This window comes from Burkholderiales bacterium (genome assembly GCA_035518095.1).
GTDB lineage: Bacteria > Pseudomonadota > Gammaproteobacteria > Burkholderiales > JAHFRG01 > JAHFRG01.
In genome coordinates this window covers 1-21,478 of record DATIXX010000076.1, presented here as the reverse complement: position 1 = coordinate 21,478, position 21,478 = coordinate 1, and the positions used below count along the sequence as shown (strand labels likewise).

22 protein-coding genes and 1 tRNA gene are annotated in these 21,478 nt (G+C 55.8%); 15 read left to right on the top strand and 8 right to left on the bottom strand.

Annotated elements, in window-relative coordinates; all coding sequences use genetic code 11:
* Positions 1–12: 12 nt before the first annotated feature.
* From fdxH to VLV32_12255, 11 genes are all read left to right on the top strand, one after another.
* Positions 13–882 (top strand): formate dehydrogenase subunit beta, encoded by an 870-nt coding sequence (fdxH, locus tag VLV32_12305; GenBank protein ID HUL42665.1) that lies wholly within the window; start codon positions 13–15, stop codon positions 880–882.
* On the top strand, positions 879–1,493 hold the full coding sequence (locus tag VLV32_12300; protein ID HUL42664.1) for a formate dehydrogenase subunit gamma: 615 nt from the start codon (positions 879–881) through the stop codon (positions 1,491–1,493). The genes fdxH and VLV32_12300 overlap by 4 nt, the downstream gene beginning before the upstream one ends.
* Before the next feature lie 72 nt (positions 1,494–1,565).
* The gene (fdhE, locus tag VLV32_12295; GenBank protein HUL42663.1) at positions 1,566–2,492 is read left to right on the top strand and encodes a formate dehydrogenase accessory protein FdhE; all 927 of its coding nucleotides are present in this window, start codon (positions 1,566–1,568) and stop codon (positions 2,490–2,492) included.
* A gap of 26 nt (positions 2,493–2,518) precedes the next feature.
* Positions 2,519–3,937 carry an L-seryl-tRNA(Sec) selenium transferase gene (selA, locus tag VLV32_12290; GenBank protein HUL42662.1) on the top strand — a complete coding sequence of 473 codons (1,419 nt, stop codon included), beginning with the start codon at positions 2,519–2,521 and terminating at the stop codon, positions 3,935–3,937.
* Positions 3,934–5,868, top strand: coding sequence for a selenocysteine-specific translation elongation factor (selB, locus tag VLV32_12285; protein ID HUL42661.1), 1,935 nt, complete (start codon positions 3,934–3,936; stop codon positions 5,866–5,868). Before selA ends, selB begins: the two co-directional genes overlap by 4 nt.
* A gap of 55 nt (positions 5,869–5,923) precedes the next feature.
* A tRNA-Sec gene (locus VLV32_12280) sits at positions 5,924–6,019 on the top strand.
* A 126-nt stretch (positions 6,020–6,145) separates the two neighbouring features.
* The gene (locus VLV32_12275) at positions 6,146–6,604 is read left to right on the top strand and encodes a glycine cleavage system protein H (protein HUL42660.1); all 459 of its coding nucleotides are present in this window, start codon (positions 6,146–6,148) and stop codon (positions 6,602–6,604) included.
* A complete protein-coding gene (locus VLV32_12270) occupies positions 6,601–6,978 on the top strand; it encodes a DsrE family protein (protein ID HUL42659.1) in 378 nt (125 codons plus the stop codon). The genes VLV32_12275 and VLV32_12270 overlap by 4 nt, the downstream gene beginning before the upstream one ends.
* Positions 6,979–6,993: 15 nt before the next feature.
* Positions 6,994–7,794: a molybdate ABC transporter substrate-binding protein gene (modA, locus tag VLV32_12265; protein HUL42658.1), complete on the top strand. Its 801-nt coding sequence runs from the start codon at positions 6,994–6,996 to the stop codon at positions 7,792–7,794.
* A 292-nt stretch (positions 7,795–8,086) separates the two neighbouring features.
* Positions 8,087–9,595 carry an aldehyde dehydrogenase family protein gene (locus VLV32_12260; GenBank protein HUL42657.1) on the top strand — a complete coding sequence of 503 codons (1,509 nt, stop codon included), beginning with the start codon at positions 8,087–8,089 and terminating at the stop codon, positions 9,593–9,595.
* A 154-nt stretch (positions 9,596–9,749) separates the two neighbouring features.
* Positions 9,750–10,850 (top strand): transglutaminase-like domain-containing protein, encoded by a 1,101-nt coding sequence (locus VLV32_12255; GenBank protein HUL42656.1) that lies wholly within the window; start codon positions 9,750–9,752, stop codon positions 10,848–10,850.
* A 289-nt stretch (positions 10,851–11,139) separates the two neighbouring features.
* Here the strand turns inward: VLV32_12255 and VLV32_12250 are convergent, their stop codons facing one another.
* Complete coding sequence (locus tag VLV32_12250) at positions 11,140–11,580, bottom strand: hypothetical protein (protein ID HUL42655.1); 441 nt, start codon at positions 11,578–11,580, stop codon at positions 11,140–11,142.
* 317 nt (positions 11,581–11,897) lie between these two features.
* Between VLV32_12250 and VLV32_12245 the strand changes: the two genes are divergently transcribed.
* On the top strand, positions 11,898–12,986 hold the full coding sequence (locus tag VLV32_12245) for a YHYH protein (GenBank protein HUL42654.1): 1,089 nt from the start codon (positions 11,898–11,900) through the stop codon (positions 12,984–12,986).
* Between the two features lie 505 nt (positions 12,987–13,491).
* On the opposite strand, the gene VLV32_12240 is transcribed toward VLV32_12245, so the two are convergent.
* Positions 13,492–14,166 (bottom strand): ceramidase domain-containing protein, encoded by a 675-nt coding sequence (locus VLV32_12240; GenBank protein HUL42653.1) that lies wholly within the window; start codon positions 14,164–14,166, stop codon positions 13,492–13,494.
* A gap of 487 nt (positions 14,167–14,653) precedes the next feature.
* Between VLV32_12240 and VLV32_12235 the strand changes: the two genes are divergently transcribed.
* A complete protein-coding gene (locus tag VLV32_12235) occupies positions 14,654–14,971 on the top strand; it encodes a hypothetical protein (GenBank protein ID HUL42652.1) in 318 nt (105 codons plus the stop codon).
* Between the two features lie 170 nt (positions 14,972–15,141).
* On the opposite strand, the gene VLV32_12230 is transcribed toward VLV32_12235, so the two are convergent.
* The 4 genes from VLV32_12230 to VLV32_12215 form a co-directional block, all read right to left on the bottom strand.
* A complete protein-coding gene (locus VLV32_12230; protein HUL42651.1) occupies positions 15,142–15,945 on the bottom strand; it encodes a methyltransferase domain-containing protein in 804 nt (267 codons plus the stop codon).
* A 286-nt stretch (positions 15,946–16,231) separates the two neighbouring features.
* Complete coding sequence (locus VLV32_12225; GenBank protein HUL42650.1) at positions 16,232–17,002, bottom strand: hypothetical protein; 771 nt, start codon at positions 17,000–17,002, stop codon at positions 16,232–16,234.
* Positions 17,003–17,243: 241 nt separating this feature from the next.
* Positions 17,244–17,498, bottom strand: coding sequence for a hypothetical protein (locus VLV32_12220; GenBank protein ID HUL42649.1), 255 nt, complete (start codon positions 17,496–17,498; stop codon positions 17,244–17,246).
* A gap of 176 nt (positions 17,499–17,674) precedes the next feature.
* Positions 17,675–17,860 carry a hypothetical protein gene (locus tag VLV32_12215; GenBank protein HUL42648.1) on the bottom strand — a complete coding sequence of 62 codons (186 nt, stop codon included), beginning with the start codon at positions 17,858–17,860 and terminating at the stop codon, positions 17,675–17,677.
* 566 nt (positions 17,861–18,426) lie between these two features.
* Between VLV32_12215 and VLV32_12210 the strand changes: the two genes are divergently transcribed.
* Complete coding sequence (locus VLV32_12210; protein HUL42647.1) at positions 18,427–18,918, top strand: aspartate carbamoyltransferase; 492 nt, start codon at positions 18,427–18,429, stop codon at positions 18,916–18,918.
* A 106-nt stretch (positions 18,919–19,024) separates the two neighbouring features.
* On the opposite strand, the gene VLV32_12205 is transcribed toward VLV32_12210, so the two are convergent.
* Positions 19,025–20,134, bottom strand: coding sequence for a putative sulfate/molybdate transporter (locus VLV32_12205; protein HUL42646.1), 1,110 nt, complete (start codon positions 20,132–20,134; stop codon positions 19,025–19,027).
* A gap of 392 nt (positions 20,135–20,526) precedes the next feature.
* Here VLV32_12205 and VLV32_12200 point away from each other — a divergent pair, with 392 nt between their 5' ends.
* Positions 20,527–20,997 carry a hypothetical protein gene (locus VLV32_12200; GenBank protein ID HUL42645.1) on the top strand — a complete coding sequence of 157 codons (471 nt, stop codon included), beginning with the start codon at positions 20,527–20,529 and terminating at the stop codon, positions 20,995–20,997.
* Positions 20,998–21,179: 182 nt separating this feature from the next.
* Here the strand turns inward: VLV32_12200 and VLV32_12195 are convergent.
* Positions 21,180–21,478: hypothetical protein (locus VLV32_12195; protein HUL42644.1), on the bottom strand; the 299-nt coding region annotated here is incomplete at its 5' end.

The window sequence follows — 21,478 nt, the reverse complement described above, 5'->3', positions numbered from 1 at the left end:
GGGGAGGCGACCATGGCATCACTGCAATCGCTCGATCTCAAGCAACGCTCGGCAACTACCACACAGCCGCCTTCCGTACGCCAGACCGTCGAGGTCGCGAAGCTCATCGACATCTCCAAGTGCATCGGCTGCAAGGCATGCCAGGCGGCATGCATGGAGTGGAACGACATTCGCGACACGGTGGGCACCAATGTCGGCGTCTACGACAACCCACCTGATCTTACCGAGAACTCGTGGACGGTGATGCGCTTTACCGAGTACGAGGAAAACGGCAGGCTCGAGTGGCTGATTCGCAAAGACGGCTGCATGCACTGCGCCGATCCGGGCTGCCTCAAGGCCTGCCCGGCGCCCGGCGCCATCGTGCAGTACTCCAGCGGCATCGTGGATTTCATCGAAGAGAACTGCATCGGCTGCGGCTCCTGCGTTACCGGTTGCCCGTTCAACGTCCCGCGCATTTCCAAGAAGGACAACAAGGCCTACAAGTGCACTCTGTGTTCGGACCGTGTGGCGGTCGGGCTGGAACCCGCCTGCATAAAATCCTGCCCGACGGGTGCACTGGTGTTCGGCAGCAAGGAAGATATGATTCATCACGCGGAAGAGCGCATTACCGACCTGAAGGAGCGCGGCTACCAAAACGCGGGACTTTATGATCCACAAGGGGTCGGCGGTACGCATGTCATGTATGTGCTGAAGCACGCCGACAAACCGGAAATTTACCATGGCCTGCCTGCCGATCCGCACATCAGCCCGCTGGTCGGTTTATGGAAAGGCGCATTCAAGCCGCTCGCGTTATTAGGTCTCGGCGTCACCGTATTGGCTGGTTTCTTCCATTACGTCAAGGTAGGTCCCAATGAGGTGGAAGAAGAAAAGGAGAAATCATGAGCAGCTTTATCCAACGCTATAGCGAAAGCGATCGCGTCAACCACTGGATTGTCGCCATCAGTTTCATCCTGGCAGGGCTTTCCGGCCTGGCGTTCTTCCATCCCTCGATGTTTTGGCTGGTAAATCTGTTTGGCGGCGGCCCTTGGGCGCGAATCCTCCATCCTTTCATCGGCGTGGTGATGTTCGCGTTTTTTCTCGCGCTTGCGTTTCGTTTCTGGAATCACAACCGGCTTAACGACAACGACCGTAAATGGCTTTCGAAATGGCGCGATGTGCTCAACAACCGTGAGGAGAATCTGCCCGAAGTCGGCCGCTACAACGCGGGACAAAAGGTGTTGTTCTGGGTGATGGTGGGCTGCGTGACTGTGCTGGCGGTGACCGGGTTCATCTTCTGGCGGCCGTATTTCGCCGATGCCTTTCCGATCGGGCTGGTGCGGCTTTGCACGCTGTTACATTCACTCGCCGCATTCATTCTGATACTCGGCATCATCGTGCACATTTATGCCGCAATTTGGGTGAAAGGCACGACCCGTGCGATGACCCGAGGTACGGTATCCAAAGCCTGGGCGGCAAAGCATCATCCAGGCTGGTACCGTGAAATGAGCAAGTAGGTTTTGAACTGGTTCCTCACATCGGATGGCGGGCTGTAACGGCTCGCCGTCCGGTTTTTTTATCGCAAATTCATGGCGACACGAATCCTTGAGCCTGACGAGATCGAACAGCTGAGCGGCAGCGAAATACCGTTTTTGCGCCTTCCGCTTCGGAGTTCCCTGTTTTCTGACCGCGCCGCACGGCTCAAACAACTTGCGCCCAACCACCCGATGGGCGATTACCTGGCGTTAATCGCAGCAGTCGCTGAAACACAGCAATGGGCGCTGGAGAACATGCCGCCGGTCGCACTGCCCAAGCCCGAGCAGATCCAACAGTGTAAAGAGCACGGCATGCCGCCGCTTAACGTGCAGACCCATCACCGCGACCGGATGTGGTGCGACCTGCTGCGCCGCATGCTGCGCCGCCTTGCCGATGAGACGCAGGGAAGGGTGCGCGAAGTGATCATGCGTCTCGAGGGTTCGCCCGACGAATATTACGAGGGGCAGGCGAGCAAGCTGCTTGCAGCCGTTATGTTCGGGCTGGATACGGCTACAGCTCCACTTCTCGGTAGCGCATTGCAGGTTTATTGGGTACACATGGCTACTACTTTGGGGCGGGAAAGCTTCGGCCGCATCGATGCACCCGGCGTTTGCCCGGTGTGCGGCTCGCGCCCGGTAGCGAGCATTGCCCGCATCGGAGCGCAGGAAAACGGCCACCGCTATCTGCACTGCTCGGTGTGTTCCGCCGAATGGCACATGGTGCGTATCAAATGCAGCAATTGCGAAACCACCAAAGGCATTCACTACTGGGGCATCGAGGGTGGATCAAAAGCGATTCAGGCCGAGTCCTGCGATGAATGCGACACATATCTCAAAATCTTATACATGGAGCGCGACAACCAGGTCGAGCCGACGGCAGATGACGTGGCGAGCGTCCAGCTTGACCTCCTGGTTGCCGAAAAAAGCAAACTACGCAGTGGCGTTAACTTCATGCTGATCCACGGCGAGGAAGACGACTAGTTTTACTACTTTGCTCGGAGTCTATCGTGCATAGCCCGGCACCTGATTTTTCCAAGATTCCCTCGGTTGACCGCGTCCTCAACTTCGCGGCGACACAAAAGCTCATCGAACAACATGGCCGCAGCCTAGTCACGACTGTGGCGAGGAACCTGCTGGCGGAGGTCCGCAGACGCGCCAGGAAGCAAGCATTTAACGAAGCGGCGATTAGCGAACCGTCGCTGTCAGCGGAGCTTGCGGTGCGGTTGGCTGTTCAGACGCAATCTAATTTGCGGCGTGTATTCAACCTGAGCGGCACCACGCTGCACACCAATCTCGGTCGCGCCTTGCTGCCGGAGGAGGCGGTGCAGGCGGTGGTAACCGCAATGCTATGGCCGGTGGCGCTGGAATTCGACCTGCAGACCGGAAATCGCGGCGACCGTGACAGCATTGTTGAAGGACTACTATGCCAATTGACCGGCGCCGAAGCGGCGACGGTTGTCAATAACAACGCCGCAGCAGTATTCCTGCTTCTCAACACCCTGGCGCTCAAGAAAGAGGTCCTCGTCTCGCGCGGCGAGCTGATCGAGATTGGCGGGGCGTTTCGTTTGCCAGACATTATGTTACGGGCGGGCGCCAGGCTGGTGGAAGTCGGCACCACCAACCGCACGCACCTCAAGGATTTTAGCGGAGCGGTCTCACCGCGTACGGGAATGCTGATGAAGGTGCATTGGAGCAATTACGCAATCACGGGTTTTACCGCGATGGTTCCGGAAAAAAAGCTCAGCGCCTTGGCGCACGCGCACAACCTGCCGTGCGTTGTCGATTTAGGCAGCGGCAGTCTAGTCGATCTTACCCGCTACGGCTTGTCCAAGGAGCCGACACCGGATGAAGCGATCGCCGATGGCGCCGATCTCGTGACCTTCAGTGGCGACAAGCTTTTGGGCGGACCACAAGCGGGAATTCTGGTCGGTCGCAAGGATTTGATCCAGCGCATTAAGAAGAATCCTCTGAAACGCGCACTGCGAGTTGGCAAAATCACTTTGGCGGCACTGGAGGCGGTACTCAAGATTTATCTTGACCCAGATCGGCTTGCCACGAGACTTACCACTTTGCGCCTGCTAACGCGGCAGCAAAGCGATATCCAAGCGCAAGCTTCCCGCCTGCAGCCGCATCTGGCGGCGGCGTTACAGGGAATTGCCACTGTCGCAATTCAGTCGATGAAAAGCCAAATCGGCAGCGGTTCATTGCCGGTGGATCGCTTAGCGAGCGCCGGCTTCGTAATTCGGTCCGTCGCCCCGGCCAGACGCAATGGGAAAGCGTTGAAAAAAATCGAGGCGGCATTCCGGATGTTGCCCATCCCCGTGATCGGTTTTATTCGCGACAATGCATTCCAGCTCGATCTGCGCTGCCTGCACAACGAGGAGGAATTCGTGCGGCAACTCGCGGAGTTGAGGTTCGAGCCATGATCGTCGGCACGGCGGGTCACGTTGATCACGGCAAGACCAGTCTGGTGCGCGCGCTCACCGGCGTGGATACCGACAGGCTGCCGGAGGAAAAGAAGCGCGGCATTTCCATCGAACTCGGCTACGCTTACCTGCCGCTTGAAACGGGAGAGGTTCTGGGATTCGTCGATGTGCCAGGGCACGAGCGCTTCATCCACACCATGGTGTCCGGCGCCAGCGGTATCAACTACGGATTGATCGTCGTAGCCGCCGACGACGGTATCATGCCGCAGACGCGTGAGCATGTGGAAATACTGTATTTGCTAGGTGTGAAACAGGGGGCGGTAGCGCTGACTAAAATCGATCGCGTCAATACGGATCGTGTGCGGATCGTGGAGCGCGATATCACGAATTTGCTTGCCGCGACGTTTTTCGAAACCACGCCCGTCTTTCCAGTTTCCAGCATCGCAGGCACCGGCATTGACGCTCTACGCACGCACCTCATCGCGCACAGCAAGCACTTAGCAACACCGCAACGCGCAGGCCGCTTCCGCCTTGCGGTGGACCGTGTCTTTACCCTTGACGGGGTAGGCACAGTGGTGACGGGAACGGTGCATTCGGGAAGCATCAAGGTAGGAGACCGGGTGGTCGTTACTCCGGGACGGAAAACGCGGGTTGGTGAGGTTCGCGTGCGCAGCCTGCACGCGCAAAATCAACGCGTCGAACATGGAGTGTCCGGTCAACGATGCGCGCTCAATCTGGCCGGCATGAGCAAAGATGAGATACAACGCGGCGACTGGATCGTTGATCCGGCCATCGCGCTTGCCGTCAATCGATTGGATGCCCGAGTCACGATGCTGGCCGGCGAAGAACGTTCGCTCAAATCCGGCGCCAGCATGCATTTCCACTTGGGATCATCCCACGCTCTAACGAGGGTGGCATTGCTTGACCGGGGCCAGATCAGCGCGGGCGAAAGCGGATGGATTCAGATTCTGTTGCCCGAACCCCTGGCCGCATGGCATGGTGATCGATTCATTTTGCGCGATGCCTCAGCGACACGCACCATCGCCGGGGGGCAGATCGTCGATCCTTTTGCCCCTAGCCGCTATCGCAGCACGCCTGATCGGCTGAGTATTCTGGCTGCGCTGGAAATCGAAAATGAATCACGCAGCCTTAGCGCGTTGCTGAGCCAGTCCCCGTTGGGTGTCGATTTCAGTCGTTTCTTGCTGATCCGGAATGTGGCGAATGCCGATACTATACTGAACACTCTACCGGTGAAGCGCATCCAATCCGAAGGCCAGGACTTTGTTTTCGAGGCCAAGTACTGGGATGCCCTCAAACAGCGCGCCGTCTCAGCCCTAGAGGTTTTTCACACAACCCATCCCGACGAGATGGGGCCCGATGTTTCGCGTCTCAGGCGCATCGCTTTTCCCAAGCTCCCCGATGCAATTGCGCACGCGCTCGTTGACGATATTCTGGCCGGCGGACAAGTGCAACGCACAGGGGCTTGGCTGCATCTTCCCGATCACGCCATTCGTCTAACTGATCAGGAAATAGCGCTCGCCGAGCGCATCCGTCCATTATTGTTTGAACGCGCCTTCGATCCGCCTTGGGTGCGCGACATCGCGAAAACAATCGGCCAGCCGGAATCAGTGGTGCGGACGCTGCTTGCCCACTTGGCGAGGCGGGGGGAGGTGTTCCAGGTGGTGCGCGATCTGTATTACGACGACGCAGCCGTTCAACGCCTGACGGCAATTGCCGGCGAACTCGCAGAAGAAAACGGAATGGTGCGCGCCGCCGAGTTCCGCGACCGCACTGGTCTCGGGCGCAAGCGCGCTGTCCAGATTCTGGAGTTTTTCGATCGGATCGGCTTCACGCGACGTGTGCGGGATATACATGCCATTCGCAGACGTGACTTACTTTCTGCAATGCATGATAGTGAGCAACACAAATGATTTCGCTTCGCAGGCATGGGCATCGCGTTTCGAGCGCGGTATCGCTTTACCATCAGGAAGAGATTCGTCTCCGGTGGGACGGCCGGACTTCAAATCCGGTTGGCGGCGCCATGCGCTGCCGGGTGGGTTCGACTCCCATTCTCTTCCGCCAATCTTTCCTGTCGACCTGGTTTGCCTTATTTTCATGCGGCCGTTACAACGCTTTTCGGCCCCAGCGCGGCGAAAGCCGCGATATTAAATCCATCGATAAGACCTTTCGCGGTTTGGGAGGTGAGTAATGGTCACGGTGCGTGGATTTTCATTCCCGGATGATTTGCACTATCTCGTGGAACAGGACACTTGGGCCCGGATGGATGCTGATGGCATGGTTACGGTTGGCCTCACATCGCTTGGCGTACATATCTCGGGGGAATTTTTTGCGTTTATGCCAAAACAGGTTGGCATGGCAATCGAGCGAGATCGTTCATTCGCCGTGCTGGAAATGTCGAAAATCGTACGCTCGGCGCATGCGCCTGTTGCTGGCACAATCGTCGCAATCAACGAGGATGTGCGCGAGCATCCGGCCTTGGTCAATCGGGACCCTTATGGCAGGGGATGGTTAGTCAAGCTCAATCCACCTGCCTGGCAAAGGGACTCGGCGCTGCTTGTGACCGGGGCAGACATTGCCAAAGCGGTGATTCGCTACATGTATCTAAATCTGGTGAATGAATTCGGACAGGAACCTCCCCCTTCATGAAATTAAAACTTGCCATTCTGCTCTGGGGGGCCAGTCCTGATCAGCCGCATCTGTGCGCGACGCCATTCTTCCATGCGGCCGCCGCGGCCGCGATGGACGTGGAGGTCGAAATCTATTTCACCAGCAAATCGGTGCTCTTGCTGGTGCCGGGGGCGGCGGCAAATCTCTACGCGGGGAAAAACCGCGATATGAGTATTTATGAACACATGTGTCAAGCGGCCGCACACGGCGTCAAATTCTTTGCCTGCAGTGACGCAATGGCGGCGCACGGCGTGGATCCAGCCAAACTCATTGAGGAATACAGCGGCGTTGGTGGAGCCGCGGCATTTATGGGTCGTGTTTTAGATGAAACTTGGAGCACACTGAGCTATTAATATTAGGAGGGCGAAATGAGAAATTTAATGTCGAGCAGAACCGCTTCTCGAAAGCAAAGGCTCTTTAGAGGGATCACAATCGCTTTGGCGGTGTTTGTATGGGCAGTGCCGGCGTTCGCGGACAACTTCACCGTGTTCGCTGCAGCCAGTCTCAAAGACGCCCTCGACGATGTCATCAGTCAATATGAAGCCGCCAGTGGCAATAAAGCAGTTGGGGTTTACGCGGCCAGTTCCGCGTTGGCCAAGCAAATCGAGAATGGCGCGCCCGCGGATATCTTTATTTCCGCCGACCTGGATTGGATGGACTATTTGGAGGCGCGCAAGCTGCTCCAATCCGGTACGCGCATTAACCTGTTGCGCAACCGTTTGGTGCTGATCGCACCGGTTGACAGCCGGATTGAAACTGAAATCGCTCCTGAATTTCCTTTGGCCCGGCTGCTCGGAGACGGACGATTGGCGATGGCCAATCCGGATAGTGTTCCAGCTGGCAAATATGGCCGCGCGGCGCTGGAAAATTTAGGTGTTTGGGCTTCGGTTGCGAAGCGGGTCGCCCCGACGGAAAATGTCAGGGCCGCGCTGGCACTGGTCTCGCGCGGGGAAGCGCCGCTCGCCATTGTATACCGAACGGATGCGTTGATCGATAACAAAGTCCGCATCGTTGCCGAATTTCCCGCCAACGCGCACCCGCCGATTGTTTATCCGGCAGCAGTTGTCGCATCCAGCCAATCCAGCGCCGCACGCGCTTTTCTATCTTATTTGAGTTCGCCTGCAGCGCGCGAAATTTGGAATAAATACGGGTTTGGCATGGCGAGCTAGCCCGATGCTGCGCGTAAAGTCGGAAGTGTTGTAGAAACTGCAACTCAGTCCGCGTGTCGATTTGGTAGTACCGCGGGGCCGGGTGTGTAACAGACTTCATATTTACATTGTGAGCAATAAGGGTAAAAATTTTGATTATTGCTGAAAATAGTCTGCACGCTTAATCAGTAAATACCTTGAGGTACATTCCCATGCCCCGGTTGGTCGCCGTCACGGCACCATATTTAACGACTGGCAGGCTAGACTCAATTTATGCCCAGTTGATTTGATTATTGAGAGGAGGTTGACAGTTATGAGCGCCGTCTTGAAAGAGATTTTAGTGTCAAAACCGGTCTCGCAATTCCTGCGCGGGCCAAAGAAGTTGTTAATTGACGGCAAGTGGGTGTCCGCGGCTTCCGGCAAGACATTCGCGGTTATCAATCCCGCCACCGGCGAAGTAGTCACGCAGGTCGCGGAAGGCGATAAAGCGGATGTCGATGCCGCTGTTAAGGCTGCCCGTCGCGCCTTTGAGTCGGGTCCATGGCCATCGATGACGCCATCGGAACGCGGCAAGCTGATCTGGAAGATCGGCGATCTGATCACTAAGTATCTAGACGAGCTTGCTGAACTGGAATCTCTCGACAACGGCAAGCCGGTCGGAGTCGCCCGCGCCGCTGACGTACCTCTGGCTGCTGACATATTCCACTACATGGCCGGTTGGGCCACCAAGATCGAAGGCAAGACCATCCCGTTGTCCGTTCTTTACACACCAGGTGTTCAGTACCACGCTTACACGCGTCCGGAACCGATTGGTGTAGTCGGGCAGATCATTCCCTGGAATTTCCCTCTGCTGATGGCTGCCTGGAAGCTGGCGCCGGTATTGGCGACTGGCTGTACGGCGGTATTGAAAGTTGCGGAAGAGACACCGCTCTCCGCCTTGCGAGTCGGCGAGATTCTGCTGGAGGCGGGGTTGCCGGACGGAGTAGTGAACATCATCACTGGCTTTGGCGAAACCGCTGGTGCGGCACTTGCCGCGCATCCCGGCGTCGAGAAAGTGGCATTCACGGGCTCAACGGAAGTAGGCAAACTGATCGTCAAAGCTGCTGCCAATGATTTGAAAAAGTTGACCCTCGAATTGGGTGGCAAGTCACCGAATATCGTCCTCAGGGATGCGGATCTGGACATAGCCATCCCCGGCGCGGCTAGCGCCATCTTCTTCAACCACGGCCAGTGCTGCTGCGCCGGTTCTCGTCTGTACGTTGAGAAGCCGGTTTTCGACAAGGTGGTTGAGGGTGTGGCCGAGATTGCCAAGAACATCAAGCTGGGGCCGGGGCTCGATCCGACCAGTGAGATGGGACCAATGGTCTCCGACAGCCAACAAAACCGTGTCTGCGGGCACCTGGAGTCAGGCTTGCAGGAAGGCGCCAAAGCGATCACCGGCGGCAAACGTAAGCCGGGTAGAGGTTACTTTGTCGAACCTACGGTCCTGGTGGATACCAAGCCGAACATGAAGGTCGTGAAGGAAGAAATCTTCGGGCCGGTCGTCACCGCCATGCCGTTCAAAGAACTGGATGCGGACCTGGTGCGGCAAGCCAACGATACGGTGTATGGACTGGCGGCGGGTATCTGGACGCGCGACCTGAGTCGGGCCCACACTCTCGCTGCGAAGTTGAAGGCCGGCTCGGTCTGGGTCAACTGCTACAACATCTTCGATGCAGCGTTGCCGTTTGGCGGTTACAAACAATCGGGATGGGGCCGCGAGATGGGTGAGGCTGTCCTCTCAAACTTCATTGAGAACAAAGCCGTTACCATCCGGCTGTAAGCTGGTTTTTTTCGCCAGTTCGTCAATGACCGCTAGCGAACACGACCATTAAAAACTCTGCACCCACACACGCATAAGGATGGGTCGAGTCGCTAGAAAGCGCTCCAGGCTTTTGCCTATGACTATGTCCAGGATCTTATAGGAGGAAACTCCGGTGCTGCGACGATCTGTGTATTTTTGCGCCGCGTTGCAAGGGCTGCTTTTGTTCTCGTTGAACTGGGTTGCTTCCACCGCTGGCGCTGAAACAATTCAAGCGGAACACTCGTCATTCCAAATACGGAATGTGTTGACGGTTCAAGTCCCCAAGGATGCCCACAGGGTGCGAGTATGGTTCGCGGTGCCCAACGACGACGGATATTCCGTGATTACGAATTTTAAGGTGGCAAGCCCGTATTCTGTCAGCTTCGACAGCGATTCCTGGGGCAACCGGGTTGGTTATGTCGAGGCGAGTGGATCCATCGAGCCGACAATCACGATCACGGAGACATTCGATTTGAAGCGATCGGAGATTCGCAATAGCATCGATCCCTCCAAGACACGCCCGCTAACGGACGCCGAGCGCGAGGCCCTGGCTCGTTACCTTCTGCCTACCACCTACGTCGTCGTGAACGATCCCGTCAGAAAGCTTTCGGCTTCGATTGTCGGCGAAGAATCGAATCCGATCATCGCGGCCCGCAAGCTGTACGACTGGACGCTCCAGAATGTGGACTACTGGGTGAAGGACCCGGACCATCTGAAGGCTTCACCGGTGGGCAGTACCGACTATTGCCTCATGACCAAAACAGGCAATTGCACCGATTTCCATTCTCTTTTTGCCTCGCTCGCGATGGCCTCGGGCATTCCCGTTCGCATGGTATATGGCTCGCTGCTGAAGCCTACGCTCAACGGTGTCAAGGTCGACGCCAGCTATCATTGCTGGATCGAATTTTATGCGCCCAACTACGGCTGGCTGCCGCTCGACGTTTCACTTGCCAACATTTACGGCAAGAAGTTTCCGCTTACCGAGAAGAACGAAAAGCTCGTCGAGCTGACCACCGCTACCGGCTATCACGGCCTCGACACAAGCAAGGTGGATTACTATTTCGGGAATCTTGATGACCGCAGGGTCGTGTGGTCGATGGGACGTGACCTGATGATGCAGCCACCGCAGGACGACGGACCGGTGAACGCGCTTACGAAGATGTATGTCGAGGTGAACGGCAAGCAATACACGAACTGGACGCGCGAGTTGACCTATAAGACACTCGCGCAATAGCTGAAATCCTGGCCCCCCGAAGCGGGCCATGATCAATTTAATCGCTCCCGTCGCTGGAAAGGCGCTTTTTTTGCGCATCTTAGCAACTGCGGCGCGGGCGGCTGAAGTTGGGCGTTGAATGTCTGCTTGGGGGCGATAGCCGGCGTTAAGTGGCGGTACCCGAGTAGAGGTCAAAACTACGGCCTGCGGATTATTTCGAGCGGTGCTTTCAATCGCGCCCGGTGTCGGAATAAGCCGGGATCATGAAAAAACTTTTTTCCGCCGCTTATCCTCTTAATGCCCTGATTCCTCACACCTCGATCATATTCATCCACACGTCGTGGATGTTGCAAATCGTCAGCACGTAAACGTTGCCTCTATAAGTTCCGAGATCAAACGCGGCAGCCGGCGCCTTGTCCTTCGCCGGGTCGTAGCGGTGCTCCTGCAGGAACCGAAAGTCCGTGTTCAACAATTCATGCTTGATGATGTAGTGGCCGTATGCAACCATCGGGTGCTTGGACGCTGCGTGTAACTGGGCCGCACCGCCCGATACTTGCTTCTCCAAGTTTGGAAGGTGAAGCGAAGCTATGCCCTTGTTCCAGCGACCGAGCGCATCCTCGGTATGAAAAACACCACCTGCGAGCTTCGAATTCAGCCCGCAGTCCATGGCGGCAGCGAACACCGTCTTCGGAGTGATGATACCGACCGTACTTCCGACAAAACTCAATCGGATAAAACTGCGCTTGTCCATGTTTCCTCCTCGTTTGACCTTGACCTGACCGACCTATTCTGTACCAGTGTAAAGATCATTTCAACCTGAGTGAAAAAGGAGCTGGTCACGGGCAAGAAAATCTCTACCCCGGAATAATTCCTCCACATGCTGCGCCAGATTTCGTGAGACCTCCTCTTTCGTCGGATACCCGACCTTGAGTAGTGGTTCCGCGATTCGGGGTCGAATCTAGCGGGTCATTGAGAGCGGTGCTTTCCGTCGCGTGGGGATTCCAGATTGACCGGTAGAGTCCGGCTATTTGGTTCTATAATTGGCTACACGAATAGCCGGGGAAAGAAATGACACGTTCTTATTCCGCATTTGCAGGCCTTGCCTTTTTGAGCGTTCTGCTCTTCGCAGCCAGCGCAGGGGTAAATGATTGCCGCGCTCAATCGTCACGAATCGACGTGCTTGATCCGCATATGCTGCCGCTTGGCGACGGCAAGGTAAGTACCGGGCCTGTGCGCGGGTCTGTGTATTCGTGCCGGTCGCAGTTTCGCGGCGGCGGCGCGGTGCACGCGGGCGGCTGGATCCACGGTTCGACCTGGGACGCAACCAAAAAGATATGGGTGCAAGGCGACGTGGAATGGCCGGATGCGGTTTTGACGGTTGCCATGTCAAACGGCGAGCGGCGCATCAGGGGTAATGGCCTGCCGGTCAATCATACGACCGGTATCTTTCCAATCCAGCCGACCGATCCGGCTTACCAGATCGACCGCAATCCCAACCACATCGAAGCGCAGCAAATCGCTTTTTCATTACCGCTTCTGCCCACGCTCGCCGCTGCGCCGAGTTGCGTCCCGATGGGAATGATCGGTATTGCTTTGAACGGGGTTGCGTTCTTCAGCGCGCTTGACGACAGCGGCCGCGATGCGGTCGCGCACGAAGTGCAGGACCGCTGCGACGGCCACCCACAGATGACTGGCGAGTACCATTACCATGGTCCGACTCCATGCATTCCAGGCGCCGGAGCCGAGAATACGCTGATTGGCTATGCACTCGACGGGTTCGGCATCTACAGCATGTACGACGAACACGGCAAAGAGCTCACCAACGCCGACCTGGACGAATGCCACGGGCGCGTGAGCAAGATCCTGTGGGACGGCGAGGAAATAAGCATGTATCACTACGTTCTCACGCGCGAATACCCATACACGGTCGGCTGCTTCCGCGGCACGCCCGTCAGCATGGCGGGGCGCGCCGGCGGCGGCTCGCCTCCCGGCAATGGTCGGGGCCGAATGCGGCAACCGCCTGCCGAAGCGATCGCTGCTTGCACGGGACTATCATCCGGTTCGAAGTGCCAGTTCATATCCCCCCGCGGCGACGCGATTTCCGGCATGTGCCGTTCGCCAGCCGGTGGGCTAGCGTGTGTGCCGGAACGCCCGTAAGAGATTTCGTCAGAATTGTCGGCAGCAGAGGAAACTAGAACGTACGCCCATTACAGCGGGCGGCAACCTACCAAAACTTGAAGCTTGCGAGAACTTAATATCAATCAGGCAACGGGGACTATTTGGAGGGATGCATTCCGTCGTGTGAGGATTCTGGATATACCGGTATCGCGGATAATTTCGGCCGTAATCCCTTTCTGTGTTTGAGTTTCATGACGCCCAACGGCTATTTGCCGACCATGGAACCTAATCCGGTGGACAAAGCGCGACACCCTCAAACCCTGCATACCTTCACAACAAACGCTACAGCGAACATGGTTAGAAGTGCAGCCTTGGCTGCGGCCGGAATTCCGACCGTCGGCTGACTGGGGTTTGAGGTCGCGGGCCCCGTCGACGCAGGTCGGGCAGCTTCTCCGTTTCGAAAGATTTGCAACGCTTCTGCAGTTCGTGTTTGCTCACTTCCACCCGGTTACCCTCGGCTCCCGAGGGGAGCAGCTTTGGATAATCAATCATGGGCGACATCAGCGTGGTTGTCGATTAGAGAGTCGCCGCTGGGGCTTCCTCGATTGAGAACAAAGGCCAGGGTAACCAAAAAAAGAACCGCCGCATCCAAGAGATGCCAGAGAAAGTGCGTCCCGATCCACAGATAAGGGCAGACAGCTTGATCGATGGTCCGAAAAGTGAGCGCGAGTAAGAACACGCCGGACGCGAGCAGGAGCATTCTCGGCCCGCGCTTCTTGGTCCAGTAGTGGTAAATGCCCAGGCTAACCAAAGCGAACAAGGCTGGCGCATAGGCGAGCGACCCGTTCAATACTGCCGGGAACTGCCTGCCGATCAGGGTTGCGACCAGGAAACCGGTCGTGAGCAACGCTGACCAACGCCAATTCATCAAGATGATACTTCGTGCGTAAACCCATATGTACCATGTTTGAAAGAGCAAGATTGAAACCACGTCGAGTACTCGCGCCCAAGTCGTAGCCAAGGTATGGAAGAGCCCACTGCCGATTCCAATAACAGCGATGAGTGCGATGAGTATCGTCACTTCCCCCGAACGGTTGGGCGAACGCCGGACTATGGACAAGCAAACCCATGCCGCCACAAGAAACGCGAGGTTCGTCACGGCATTGAGCGGTTCTGCCCACAAACCCGGACCTAGTCGTTCGCAGTAAAGATCTGCCACTATCAATTCCTTTCTTTAGTCACCGAACAATTGCAATGGGCATATACACTAAATCTGGGCGGGGCGCCGGGCGCGTGAATAATATCCGTGCGAGTTGCTGCCCCTTTTGCGCAAAGTTCTGATATCTGTAACGGTGGCCCGCTTTTCTTCAGCTTTCACGTCCTGTGTCGAACGTCATCAGATCATATACATCTCCCGCATTCGCGAAATCAAGTCGGTGATGCCGTGTTGCAGCCCTAACCCCTGAGCGAATCCGCGTAATTGAACTTCAGAATCTGCCAAACGACGCCCTGCGGCAAGTGGCATGTGCGTTATCTCACATCACTTTGAACTTTGCGGTGGACAATAGGATTTGCATTGAAACCAGCCGTTTGTTTTCGCAAAAAAGCGACGCGCTCGTTCTTAGCGCCCAGCGGTCTGGTTCCATGAACAAATATATCACCAGGATAGGGATGAAGAGTTCAATTCCTATTGAAAGGATGAAGCCATGTCAAAACTGTACTTAGCGGCTTTACTGCTTGCCGTCTCAGTATTAGCAAGTGCAGGGAAATATAGTTACCCCAGTACGGGTAACGCGAATAGCCAAGCGGGATCCATTCCTGGTGAAAGCAATGTTAGGGTTGGTGGACCCCAATCGGTCGGTGGCAAAGCCGGCAATCAGGGCGAGGACCCAATCAGCGACCAGGTCATCGAAGAGCATCGCCTGGGTGACACCGCAGCGGAACTCGACCGGGAACGGCACGAGCGGGAAGCGAAATGTGCCGCGGAAGCCAAGCAACACAAAGACGATCCGGACTGCGATTGAGATGAAACATACAAAGGCAAAACACTGCGCGAAACGCAGATGCTGCCCGATAATTGACGTTGAGTGACGGCTCCTCAATCAGAGCATGAAGCCGGGGCTTGCAGATTGCTTGGAGCGGTGCTTTCCATCGCTTGAGGGAATCTGGGCTCAAGCGAATCCATCGAGGCGGTTCACGCTCGAATGGCACGCGTAATCAGGTACTCCCGGCCCCAACGCACCTTACCATCCGCTGCGCGGTAACCGTCGAGGTAAGCAAGCAGCTCGCGGCGCAGCGCCGTAAGCGCCTCGCCCTGCAGGCTCACGACAACACGGACGGTAGGTCCGTAGCGGGTCGAGAATAACTCCCAAATTTCCTCGGGCGAAGCGCCGAATTGAGGACAGTCCCCGCGAGTAAACGCTAGGTCCCGGAACGCACTCCTGAGGAGTTGGCGCACCTTGTCGGGCTCGCCCCAATTGAAGGGACTCGGCGCCCCGCCGGGCGGCGGGACGTGCTTGTTCATGACGCGAAACCAGCCACCGAGCCCACCTTCCGGCGTCCACGCGAGGAACACAACTCGACCTCCGGGGCGCGTGACGCGCGCAAGTTCGGCGGCGACTTTGGGCTGGTCGGGAGCAAACATGTGGCCACAGGTGGAAAGAACGACGTCGAAGCTTGCGTCTCCGAACGGAAGCGCCTCCGCGTCTCCCTCCCGGAAATCGATGTCATTAAAACCTTCAGCTTCCGCCTTTTCCCGTGCCACGGCGAGAAGCTCCGGCACGAAGTCCACGCCGCTCACCCGGGCGCCCCGGCCACGTGCCGCGAGTGCTGTGATGCCCGTGCCAGTCGCGACATCCAGCACGCGCTCACCGGGTCGAAGCTTAGCGACGCGCAACGTCTGGTCCGTAGAAATGGTGAGGCCGTCCGCAATACGGTCGTACTCGCCCAGTGCCCACGCCGCGCGTTGCTTCTTCTTGAGCTCAGTGTAATTAGTCATGGGGGTCGCCTTGAACGCGCGTTGGCGGATGGGAGGTGAAACCCGCGACCGGACTCTAGGCTGCCAGGTAAATAATGTCAAGGCAGCGCTATTCGTGACTCGTAGCCACAGGAATACGCTAGCGGAACTTCTGTTTTGAGTCGAAAACCAGCGTCAAGCGATAGCTCGCCGAACGGGGTTCAAGCCCAGCGACTGCGGATTATTTGAAGCGGCGCTCCCCGTCGCGTGCGGCTTGAGGATAGGTATCGGAAATAAAGTCGCTAAAGCCGCTTGTCGTTGATGACGCCTAACGCCGCCTCACATAACTGCCAGCCTTCTGTGCCGTGAGAGGAATACAAGCGACGATGAAAAGCATAATAATAAAGGAAGAATCAATGCGGCTCAGGTGCAGTCCGCCGTTCGCATGAGCCTTAGTCAAAAAGTCGCCAACCGTTGCGCCAAGCGGTCTGGTCAGGATGAACGCCACCCAGAACAACATCGTGCGCGAAATTCTGCTAAAGAAATAAGCGGCCGCCACAAAAACTATCGCGCCTGCAAAGACCAACGCGCCGCGTTCGTACCCCAGTCCCGAACTGTCGGCCAAAAAATCGCCAAGAGCCGTCCCGAGAGTGTTTGACAAGAGAATCGTGGTCCAGTAAAACATCTCGACTTTGGGCGATGTGATGTAATTGACAGACACAGACCCTAATGTGAACCGCCACAGCCCGAGAACGAGCATCAAGGTGGTAAAGAGGATGAGCGAGCCGCCCACGTAACCTATTCCAAGAGAGCGGTCAGCAAAGTCTGCGATGGTCGTGCCGGCCGTGGTAGTTGCCACGATGACAGACCAATACAAAAACGGCTGAAAGGATTTTGCGCGAATCTGGGCCGTGACGCTGATGATGAAAAATGCCAAGAAGATGATGCTGCTCACCGCGTAGCCCAAATGCTCCGTCATGGAAAGGGCATCTCCGCCCGTTTCGCCGAGCGTCGTGGCCGCGATCTTGATGATCCAGAATACCAGAGTGACTTGAGCAACTTTGTTCAGGTGATCCGGGTTACCGGCTTGTTCGCCCAACATGGCGGAGCAGTCCCTTGGCGCAATTATCATTGAGACGCAACACGCCAACGAAAGTTCAAAGCGGTCTGCTAAGTCCGTAAAGCAGGATTTTCAAGGCGTAATCAGTATAGCTGCGGCAGAGAAGGATTTGACAACCGGCATTGCTTCGATAACGGCGTCGAGTACCGGCGCCCGAGTGAGAATCAAATTTACGACCTGCGGAGTATTTGCAGCAGTGCTTTCCGTCCAGAAGCGCCGGTCAACTCACTTCATTCGCGTTTTGTTTCTTGGGCCTACCCGCGCGGCCTTGTCCCGGATGCGCGATCGCCTCACCCCGACTCTTAAGCCCTTGGCGGATCTGGTCCCTGGCCTGGGCTTCGCTAGTCCCTTTGGGAAAGATATGCCGGTAGCGCAGCATCCCGAGTTCGCCCCGCGTTTCTACATCGCATACCAACTCGCCTTTTTTTGTGTTACTGCATTCGATGTGCACGTCTCGCTCCATCAAATTTTCCATGGTGTAGTCTTTATGCCCCGTTAAAGTTCTTCGCTTGCTTCGCTCTCTCCCAATGCCGGGAAGAAGGGCGATCTGCGCGAGGTATTGCTAAGAGTCATCCAAACCTTGCCCGCGCAAAATTCAAATTCATCACCAATGCTCACCTGGTGCCCAGGTTTTCCCTGGAAGTGTTTAGGTCAGGTTTCCGTCGTCTCACCAACAGCATCGGGTTCTGTCGATTCAGATTGGTCCGCGGAATGTTCCTGACCGGCTTCGCTCACTGGAATCTTACGAGCAAGCTTGCGCTGCCGTTTTTCTTCCTGCTTCCTTTTCTTCGCGAGATCTCTCTGGCGCTTCTCAAAATGGTAGTTTAATTTTGCCAAAGCGTTACACCTGAGTGCGGTGGATGCCGACTAGAATATGGCTTAGATTACAAACATAAAGCCCCTTGTCCAATTAAAACGCTCCAAGTTGAGGACATGAAAATAACTCCAGTTAATACAATAGCAAACATCGAGGCCGGCGTCGAATGATTTAACAACTGTGGGGCAACGGCCGCGCCCAAGCTTGGATCGAATTATCTGGACTGGTGCTTTCAGTCGCGCGGGGATTCGGGATAGACCGGCGTAGCGAATTATTTCCGCTGTAATCCCTTGCTGTGCTTGAGTTTCATGACGCCTGACGACCAAAACCATCCATTCACCGAATGCCGAATTTTTGCCCCTTCGCTCTCGCTCTTCCTCCGGGGTCTTCTAAGCGAGGTAGGGCTAAGGTTGACGCCGATATATTTCGAAGTTCTTATAAGTAAGCACGCAAAAACGACGAAGTACTCACATTTCGTGTCATTAGGCTATGATTGCTGCCGTCAGTATTACTGATTCATATCCCGGCGTTGATTTCGGCTTTATTACCTTTGGACCTTCGCGCCCGCGGACCAACGAGGTACACAATGACTAAACATCCGCGGCAGATTCAGGATTACAGTCGATTTATCGCGCTTTTTCTGGTTTTCGGCTGCACGATCGCCGTGGCCCAGACCAAGCAAGAGCACATTCACCGAATGGGTCAAAGCGTTATGCCCTTTGACCTCACCAAGACAACCCACATCTTCCGAATGACGGACTTTGGCGGCGTAGAGCGAGTTATCGTCAAAGACCCGGCGGCAACGGATCAGGTGGCGCTGATTCAGCGGCACCTTCAGCATGAAGCAGAAGCGTTTCAACGTGGCAACTATTCCGATCCGGCATCACTGCACGGCGCGGATATGCCGGGGTTAAAGGAATTAGAAGCCGGTGCCGCAAAAATAAAAATTTCGTATTCGGCATTACCCACCGGCGCAGAAATCACGTTTAAAACAACGGACCTTCATTTGCTTACCGCAATTCACAGGTGGTTTGGCGCGCAGTTGTCAGAGCACGGCGCGGATGCAACATCCGAATGACCAGCGGGCCCAACAATCCGTTCCATTGGGGGAGTGACGTGACGCGCTCGCTTTGTATCAACTTGAACTTGTAGCTCCCGGCAAAACCGGCCATTAGGTTGTAGCCCTACAGCCTTATCCACCCGCGCTTCAGAAAGTGGTATGTCAGTATCCCGAGGACGAACGCCAAACCGATATTCCACATTGCGCATGCCGCCGTGATTAGGCTCACAAAACGATCGTTCTTTGTTTTTCCGAAGTCACATGAGCCGAGTGCGAGCTGAGCGCCCGTCAGGAACAAGATTACCCCAAGAATCGGTGCCGGGAAAATTTTAAAAATTGTCTCAACGGAACTGCTGAAGAACAGAGCGATGACCAGGATAAGAACGCCCATTATGATCAACGCGCCGCCTGTCCTAGCTCCGAATCGCACATGCCCCGCCATACCTCCCGCGCCATGACACATCGGCACTGACCCAATGATTGGGCCGAGCAGGTTCATGATGCCGGTTGAAATCGCAACGGTCTTCTCCGTCACCTTCCGGTTTGGAAATAAGCGGTTGTTTTCCTCGGTTACCGCCAGGATTGCATTTCCGAGCGTGAGCGGGACTTGAGGCAATGCTAAGAACACGGTCCCAATTACAAATTCTTTCCACGTCATCCCGCTAAGAGCGAATGACGGCGTTCTGAAATCGATGCCTATTTTTTCAAGCTCGTTCAATAGCGCGGGGTTTTGAACTACTGCGGAGAACGCGCCGACGATAAGTAGCAGGAACATTACAGGCACAGCGCGGTTAGTCAGTAGCAGCATTGTGCCGAATAACGCGGCCCCACCGAGCAGCCAACCATGCGACATCATCTTGATGCCCTCGAGCATGAAACTCAAGCCGAGGCCCATAACGATCCCGACGGCGACGGGGCGACTTACCAGATCAGCCACCTTCTTTGCCGTACCGGACACGCCCAACAATAGCCAAATAATTCCGGTGACTATCCCCGCCCCGTATACAGCGTTGGGGGTGATAGTGAGGGTTTGTGCCGCTTGGGTCGTTGCGACTGCGCCGATAGCTTTCATCGGCTGAATAGGAAAGGGCGTTTTGTAGTAGAGACCCGAAACGATTTTCGCCACCCCGAACGCGAGCAGGATCCCGTAAGGGTCCATTTTCAGGAGGCCAATATATGCAACGACGAATGGTATGAGTGTGCCCAGATCGCCGAACGCTCCTGCCCACTCCATCCGACCGAAATGGTTCGAGACTGCTGACGTTTGTACCTTATGCGCGTAATTACTATTCGACACGATCTTTCTCAACATCCCCGTTCGAGTAATACGGTATCCTAGGATACATTAAAGAAAAGATTTTACGCCTACGCGGACACTGAATCCTTGCCTATTTGCGTAGTTGGATGCCATTTCGACCCGTGCTCAAAGCAATGAGTCAAATAAAGAGGCAGCGGAAATGACCGCTTTGACTTGTAAAGCAACCATCCGCAAACGGGCGGTTGGCGGCTGATTACTAATACTCATCAAAGCCCGTCATATCTCATGATTTTCCACAAGACGGCATTGCGAACGTGGTTCAACAGGCCGAGAATATTCCTGAAGCATAGGTCCTACATCTCTATCTCATGATCTCAATCGAGGTTCCCGGCTTCCGCAAGCTCAACCTGTCCCACCTCGTCTCGGACTACAACGGCACGCTAGCGCTCGATGGCAAACTGTTGCGTGGCGTTGCGGAGGCACTCGTTAGCCTTGCACCCAGCATTTGTATTCATGTTATTACCGCCGATACTTTCGGGCTTGCTAAGGCACAACTCGCTGAACTACCCATCAACCTCACCATCACACCGGTTGAATTGCAGGCCGAGGCCAAGCTCCGGTTTGTGTCGGAGCTGGGAGCTAATTCGGTCGTCGCCATCGGCAATGGCCGTAACGACCGCAAGATGCTGAGCGCTGCGGCACTTGGCATCGCGCTCATCCAACGTGAGGGTGGCGCAGCAGAAGCGCTCGCGAGCGCCGATATCGTCAGCAATAACATCCTCGATGCGCTGGAACTTCTGCGCAATCCAAAGCGCCTTGTGGCAACATTGAGGTCATGATCTGTCAAAGAGGCACGTTACGGCGGGGTACGTCGGTGCTTCGGGTAAAAGTCTACCGCGGCGTTGAGTCCGTCCACGTTAAACGTTAAACGTCTGCTTTGCGTGTATATTGCGGACTTTCAGTCGTGGATCGGCGATTCGGGCTCGGACCTATGACCGCCGATTAATTGAAGCGGTGTTTTTCATCGCGTGGTAATTCTGGATAGATTGGCATCGCGAATTAATTCGCCTCTGATCCAAATTTTCCCTATTATTGATAAAGTCCTGATTGGCCTGTCTGGTGAATAACTGTTGGGCGTAACGATGAGGGAGCGCTTGCGGTGTTCCGCAAATTTCTCGCTGTACCAGCTTGGAGTCTTGTCATACCGGTCGCGGCCTGCGTCGCGCTCGTAGCGGTTTGGGCGCAGCCGCTGGGCTGGATTCTTCTTCCTTTGGTCTTCGCCGCGCTCATAGCGGCGGTGCTTGTCGGTGTACATCACGC

Excerpts from the sequence above, each read along its gene's own strand:
- fdxH (HUL42665.1), top strand. The coding sequence starts at position 13 with ATGGCATCACTGCAATCGCTCGATCTCAAGCAACGCTCGGCAACTACC.
- VLV32_12300 (HUL42664.1), top strand. The coding sequence starts at position 879 with ATGAGCAGCTTTATCCAACGCTATAGCGAAAGCGATCGCGTCAACCAC.
- fdhE (HUL42663.1), top strand. The coding sequence starts at position 1,566 with ATGGCGACACGAATCCTTGAGCCTGACGAGATCGAACAGCTGAGCGGC.
- selB (HUL42661.1), top strand. The coding sequence starts at position 3,934 with ATGATCGTCGGCACGGCGGGTCACGTTGATCACGGCAAGACCAGTCTG.
- VLV32_12275 (HUL42660.1), top strand. The coding sequence starts at position 6,146 with ATGGTCACGGTGCGTGGATTTTCATTCCCGGATGATTTGCACTATCTC.
- VLV32_12270 (HUL42659.1), top strand. The coding sequence starts at position 6,601 with ATGAAATTAAAACTTGCCATTCTGCTCTGGGGGGCCAGTCCTGATCAG.
- modA (HUL42658.1), top strand. The coding sequence starts at position 6,994 with ATGAGAAATTTAATGTCGAGCAGAACCGCTTCTCGAAAGCAAAGGCTC.
- VLV32_12260 (HUL42657.1), top strand. The coding sequence starts at position 8,087 with ATGAGCGCCGTCTTGAAAGAGATTTTAGTGTCAAAACCGGTCTCGCAA.
- VLV32_12250 (HUL42655.1), bottom strand. The coding sequence starts at position 11,580 with ATGGACAAGCGCAGTTTTATCCGATTGAGTTTTGTCGGAAGTACGGTC.
- VLV32_12245 (HUL42654.1), top strand. The coding sequence starts at position 11,898 with ATGACACGTTCTTATTCCGCATTTGCAGGCCTTGCCTTTTTGAGCGTT.
- VLV32_12235 (HUL42652.1), top strand. The coding sequence starts at position 14,654 with ATGTCAAAACTGTACTTAGCGGCTTTACTGCTTGCCGTCTCAGTATTA.
- VLV32_12230 (HUL42651.1), bottom strand. The coding sequence starts at position 15,945 with ATGACTAATTACACTGAGCTCAAGAAGAAGCAACGCGCGGCGTGGGCA.
- VLV32_12220 (HUL42649.1), bottom strand. The coding sequence starts at position 17,498 with ATGGAAAATTTGATGGAGCGAGACGTGCACATCGAATGCAGTAACACA.
- VLV32_12210 (HUL42647.1), top strand. The coding sequence starts at position 18,427 with ATGACTAAACATCCGCGGCAGATTCAGGATTACAGTCGATTTATCGCG.
- VLV32_12205 (HUL42646.1), bottom strand. The coding sequence starts at position 20,134 with ATGGAGTGGGCAGGAGCGTTCGGCGATCTGGGCACACTCATACCATTC.
- VLV32_12200 (HUL42645.1), top strand. The coding sequence starts at position 20,527 with ATGATCTCAATCGAGGTTCCCGGCTTCCGCAAGCTCAACCTGTCCCAC.